A 5,182-nucleotide genomic window follows, 5' to 3' on the forward strand; every position below is an offset into this window, starting at 1 on the left:
CGAACACGACGCTGCGCTACGAAATCGAGCTGGTCGGCGTCGAGAAATACGGCGATTGGTCGCGGCGCAACAATTTGCGTAGAAAATAGAATAAAAAAGTGATCGGAAACGTATTTTTTATATCTTTGTGCGATTTTAGTTTCGGAGCAAACATTTAATTCATACACTATTCAACGACAATGAAAAAGATCATTTTTGCCGCGACGCTCGCCGGCGCCGCGCTGCTGACCTCCTGCGGGGGCGGCAATGGCAAGGTGCAGATGGGCAGCCTGTCGGAGTTCGACTCGCTGTCGTATGCCCTGGGTGCCAACATGGGTTTCGGCATCAGCTATGAGATGAAGGACATCCCGTTCGACTATGCCGTAGTGACGAAGGCTATCGAGGAGGGGGCGCTCAACAAGGCTTCGCAGAAGCACGACGAGTCGCTCGAGATGTTGCGCGACTACTTCATGAACAAGCGCGGTGCCCGCATGCGTGCCATCGCCGAGAAGCGCGCCGAGGCCGACAGCATCCGTCTGGCCGGCGGCGATTCCACGAAGGTGGAGTATCCCGCAGCCGATCCCGAGATGTTCGAGAGCGAGGAGGAGCGCGAGCAGATCTCCTATGCATTCGGTAACGACATCGGTTACAACATCGTCCAGAGCGGCATGCCGATCCAGCTGGTATGGGTCAAGGAGGCGCTGCAGAACGTGATCGACAAGAACCCGAAGATGCAGGAGGATGAGGTGAACCGCTACCTGCAGTACTACTTCATGGTAAAGCGTCCGGCCGAGAATGCCGAGGCTTCGAAGGCATGGCTCGAGAAGATCGAGAAGAAGTCGGGGGTGAAGAAGACCGAGTCGGGTCTGCTCTACAAGATTACGAACGAGGGCGACACGACGGTCCGCGCCAAGGATCCGCGTGACGTGGTCAAGGTGCACTATACGGGCCGTACGCGCGAGGGCAAGGTGTTCGACACCTCGAAGTTTGCCAACCGTCCGAAGGAGCAGCAGGAGATGCTCAAGCAGCAGCGTCCCGACGACTACGACAAGGATGAGCCGATCGAGTTCCCGCTCAACCGGGTGATCCCGGGATGGACCGAGGGCATGCAGCTTGTCGGCAAGGGCGGTACGATCACGCTGTGGATTCCGGCCGAGCTGGCCTATGGCGCCCGCGGTGCTGGCCGTGACATCGGCCCCAACGAGGCTCTGGAGTTTGAGGTTGAGCTCATCGACGTGACTCCCTATGTAGAGCCGGCTCCCGCCGATTCGACCGCTGCGGCTCCGGCCGTTGAGCCCGCGAAGTAGTTCGTTCGGAGATACAAGACAGAAACCGGATGCACGTGCCTCGTGCATCCGGTTCCTGTTTGTTCTTCGGTCGGCTTTCCTTTCGACGGGTGTCGGCCGAAGAGCCCCTTCGGTGTTTGTGCGGCAGGTTTTTGTTCCTGTCCGCCGGTTGCGGCCTTGCCTTTGTGCCCCGGAGAAATACGAACCCCGAAAACGGAATTCCGTTTCCGGGGTTCGCTGTGTGCAGGCCATTCCGCTCGTGCGGGGCACGGCCCTGTTGCGGCGGCCGGTTCTGAATTTAGAACGGCAGGTCGTCCACCTCGGCAGCCGGGGCCGATGCATAGCCGGGCTCCTCGGCAATCGGGGGCATGTCTGGCATCGGTGCCGGTGCGGGCTCCTGCTTGGGCTGGATGCGCCAGGCCCGGATGTCGGTATACCAGCGGCCGTTGTATTCGCGCGACTCGATGTTCACCGAAACGGTGTAGGTCGCCCCTTCGCGCAGCCGGGCCACGTCGTCGGGCTTGTTGAAGAACGTCACGCAGATCTTGCGGGTGAACGAACCTTCGTTCATCTCGAAGACCACATCCTGGCGCTGCCATTCGCCGCGGGCCGAAGTGCCTTTCGTCACGGGCATTATTTTGTACACGGTACCTTCGAATTCCATAATCTCTGTTTTTTTGTTTGTCGGCAAAGATACGAAAAAAACGGGAGAAACCCCGGCCGCATGTGGAAAAAAGGAATCCGGCGGCGAATTCGTTCGCCGCCGGATTCACCGGTGGGCCCAGAGGGGCATGATCCCACGACCTTCGGATTATGAGTCCGCTGCTCTGACCAACTGAGCTATGGGCCCTGCCGCGGCCGGATGACCGCTTCGGAGCGCAAAGATACGAAAACAATTCGTATTTCGCAATGCGCGGCGGGATTTTACCTCCGATCCCTTCGTAACGCTCGGGGACTCTCTGTTCGGGAGCGTCTTCCGCCTCCGTTTCACGCCAGTGCGGGGGGCTTGGCCGCGGTCGTGCCCCGGGGTGCGGTGTTGTCGGCTGATGCTCTGCGGCATTACCGCCGGAGAGTTGGACGAAAAGTTGAAAAAAAGTCCGCAGGGTGTTGTTTGTTGCAAATAAATTCGTACCTTTGTCGCGCTTAAGCATTAACCAAAAACAAAAACGACAAATGAAAAAGGGTATTCATCCGGAAAATTATCGTTTGGTGGCGTTCAAGGACATGTCCAACGACCACGTGTTTTTGTGTCGGTCCGCCGTTTCGACAAAAGAAACCATCGAGGTGAACGGCGAAACCTATCCCGTGTATAAGATGGAAATTTCCAACACGTCTCACCCGTTCTACACCGGTAAGATGAAGTTGGTAGACACCGCTGGTCGCGTCGATAAGTTTATGAGCCGCTACGCAAAACGCTACGATAAGAAGAACGCTGCGAAGTAGGACGCTTCCGAGCGAGAAATAACGGACCGCAATCAAATTGCGGTCCGTTGTTTTTTTACGGAGCCCTTCAAAAAATCGTACACGTAAAGGGATTTATTTCTATATTTGCGGCCGAAAGCAATAAGTTATTCGATCTTAGCAAGTTTCATGTTATGAAAAAAATGCTGGAACGTCTCGCGCCCGTATTCCTGGGCGCACTCCTGCTGGCTTCGTGTGCCGGCAAACAGAAGCAGGCGATCATCGCCGAAACCGATCATGAGCGCGATTCGCTGACGTCGGTCATCCGGGCGAAGGATTCGCTCATCAATCTCGTCTTCTCGGACATCAATGCCATTTCGGAGAATCTGGCGATCATCAAGTCGCGCGAGAACCTGATCACCGTGGCCGGAGAGCAGGAGGGGACCCGCCGGCCCGTCGAGGAGATCAACAACGATATCGCCGCCATCGACCGTCTGCTGCAGGATAACCGCAAGAAGATCGAGTCGCTGGAGCGTTCGGCCGCGCAGTTGCGCAAGGCCAACCTGCGTATCGAGGGACTCGAGCGCATGATCGGCGATCTAGAAAGGCAACTCGGCGAGAAGCGTGACGAGGTGGCCCGTCTGCGCGAAGACCTGACGCAGCGCGGTATCGAGGTCGAGCAGCTGACCGAGACGGTGGCCCGCCGCGAGGAGGAGGTCGAGACGCTCAGCAACGAGAAGGTGGATCTCGAGAACCAGCTCAATACGGTCTATTACATCGTCGGCTCGGAGAAGGAGTTGCGCGATGCCCAGATCATCAACAAGCAGGGCTTTATCGGCCGCACCCTGACCGTTGGCCGGGGCGGTAATACCGACAGCTTTACGCAGGGTGATTCGCGTCTGCTGACCGAGATTCCCGTAGGGCACCGTCGAGTAACGGTCGTTTCGAGTCATCCCGAGGGATCTTACGAATTGGTTACGAATGCAGACAAGGTGGTCGAACAGTTGCGCATTCTTGATCCTACTCGCTTCTGGGAATCATCAAAAGTGCTGATTATAAGCTATAAATAAAGCAATGGGCCGGAAGGTCCGTGCCTGGATCCCCGCCTGAATACGGCGGGGATTTTTGGTTTGAGGTTTCGGGTTGATATTGCAGGTTTCGTTTTTTTTCGTATTTTTGTTCGAAAAAAGTTTTTTGCCTTTATATGGATTATCAAACCAAACCGCAGTTTGTGGAGTTGCCATGGAGAGAGTGTTGTACTGCGGATTGTAGTAGGTGTCCTACGTTTTCCTCTCCGTTCCGCCGTGTCGGCGATGTCGCCTATTGCCGTTTTGCCCTCCTGTCGTTTCGACAGGTCGGTGATGGCCTGCGGTTCAATCCCGATCGGATTGTCCGTCTGGTGTTTGTCCTGTCGGGATCGCTGAAATTCGAGCGGGCAAACGATCCCGTTCGGTTGATCACTTCGAAACAATGCGCCTGTCTGCCTTGCGGCGAACCCTTCTCCCTGACGGGACAGGATGAAGGAACCCGTGCCGTGGTGTTGTCGCTGTCGCGCGGTCTCGGTTTTTGCGAGGGGGATATTTTCGGTGCTTCGGCATCGGAGGATACGGTCATCCCCGCTGATCCGATTCCTTCGCTGTCGCTCCACCCGGTGATCGAGTCGCTTCTTGCCGGACTGTTCGTTGTCCCCGAGCTGGTTGAGTGCGCCCGATACCACCGGATCAAGGCGACCGAACTGTTCCTGTTGATCAAGGCGCTTTACACTCCTACCGAACTGGCTTATTTCTTTCAGCCCATGATGCAGCCCGAAGATCATTTCCGCACGTTCGTTTGCAACAACTACGAACGGGCGCGCAGTGTTGCCGAACTGGCTGCCTTGGCCGGAATGAGCCTTTCAGTCTTCAAACGCCGCTTTGCCGAACATTTCGACGACAGCGTCTACCATTGGATGATGCGGCAGAAGGCGCAGCGGATTCTGACCGATATCCAGGATGGAGAGCAGAGTACGCGTGCCCTGATGGAAAAGTACGGTTTCCGCTATTACACGCAGTTCAGCCGTTTCTGCAAGAACTATCTGCAGGCAACCCCCGCCCAACTGATTGCCGCGTCGCGTCCCCGTTGATGCTCCGGGTAGGATTGGCGCAGTTGTTGTCAGCTCTTTATATATAGGTGTCGCTCGGTATCGGGCTGAAGGATCGGATGCTTCGGGAAGCTGTGTGCGGTTTGTGGGCAGAAGTTGTGATATTTTTTGCGCAGATTGTTGTGTTATTCAAAAGTTTTCCTAACTTTGCACCCGATTTCGCCCGTGAAGCGAAAGCGGTCGGACGGGGTTCTTTGAGAAGAGTTAAAAAAGTGGAAAATTTATCCCGAATAATTTGGTAGATAAATTTTTTATGCCTACTTTTGCAATCCAAAACGGTGGATATTGCCGATGTAGCTCAGTTGGCCAGAGCAGCTGATTTGTAATCAGCTGGTCGTGGGTTCGAATCCCTCCATCGGCTCGCAAGCCGACGCGG

At 55.8% G+C, this 5,182-nt stretch carries 5 protein-coding genes and 2 tRNA genes; 5 read left to right on the plus strand and 2 right to left on the minus strand.

What is annotated here, in order from left to right:
* Positions 1–179: 179 nt before the first annotated feature.
* Positions 180–1,286, plus strand: coding sequence for an FKBP-type peptidyl-prolyl cis-trans isomerase N-terminal domain-containing protein (locus QZL63_RS01355; RefSeq protein WP_022307563.1), 1,107 nt, complete (start codon positions 180–182; stop codon positions 1,284–1,286).
* Positions 1,287–1,563: 277 nt separating this feature from the next.
* Here QZL63_RS01355 and QZL63_RS01360 read toward each other — a convergent pair whose 3' ends face one another.
* On the minus strand, positions 1,564–1,929 hold the full coding sequence (locus QZL63_RS01360; protein WP_022307564.1) for a DUF3127 domain-containing protein: 366 nt from the start codon (positions 1,927–1,929) through the stop codon (positions 1,564–1,566).
* Between the two features lie 112 nt (positions 1,930–2,041).
* A tRNA-Ile gene (locus QZL63_RS01365) sits at positions 2,042–2,115 on the minus strand.
* A gap of 323 nt (positions 2,116–2,438) precedes the next feature.
* Here QZL63_RS01365 and QZL63_RS01370 point away from each other — a divergent pair.
* The 4 genes from QZL63_RS01370 to QZL63_RS01385 all read left to right on the plus strand — a co-directional run bounded on the left by QZL63_RS01370 (position 2,439) and on the right by QZL63_RS01385 (position 5,167).
* Positions 2,439–2,708 carry a type B 50S ribosomal protein L31 gene (locus QZL63_RS01370; protein WP_022307565.1) on the plus strand — a complete coding sequence of 90 codons (270 nt, stop codon included), beginning with the start codon at positions 2,439–2,441 and terminating at the stop codon, positions 2,706–2,708.
* Positions 2,709–2,869: 161 nt separating this feature from the next.
* A complete protein-coding gene (locus tag QZL63_RS01375; RefSeq protein WP_022307566.1) occupies positions 2,870–3,736 on the plus strand; it encodes a hypothetical protein in 867 nt (288 codons plus the stop codon).
* A gap of 134 nt (positions 3,737–3,870) precedes the next feature.
* The gene (locus QZL63_RS01380) at positions 3,871–4,788 is read left to right on the plus strand and encodes a helix-turn-helix domain-containing protein (RefSeq protein ID WP_022307567.1); all 918 of its coding nucleotides are present in this window, start codon (positions 3,871–3,873) and stop codon (positions 4,786–4,788) included.
* A 305-nt stretch (positions 4,789–5,093) separates the two neighbouring features.
* Positions 5,094–5,167 (plus strand) — tRNA-Thr (locus QZL63_RS01385).
* Positions 5,168–5,182 lie beyond the last annotated feature (15 nt).

Source organism: Alistipes sp. CAG:268 (assembly GCA_000434235.1).
In the GTDB taxonomy this organism is placed as follows: Bacteria; Bacteroidota; Bacteroidia; order Bacteroidales; family Rikenellaceae; genus Alistipes; species Alistipes avistercoris.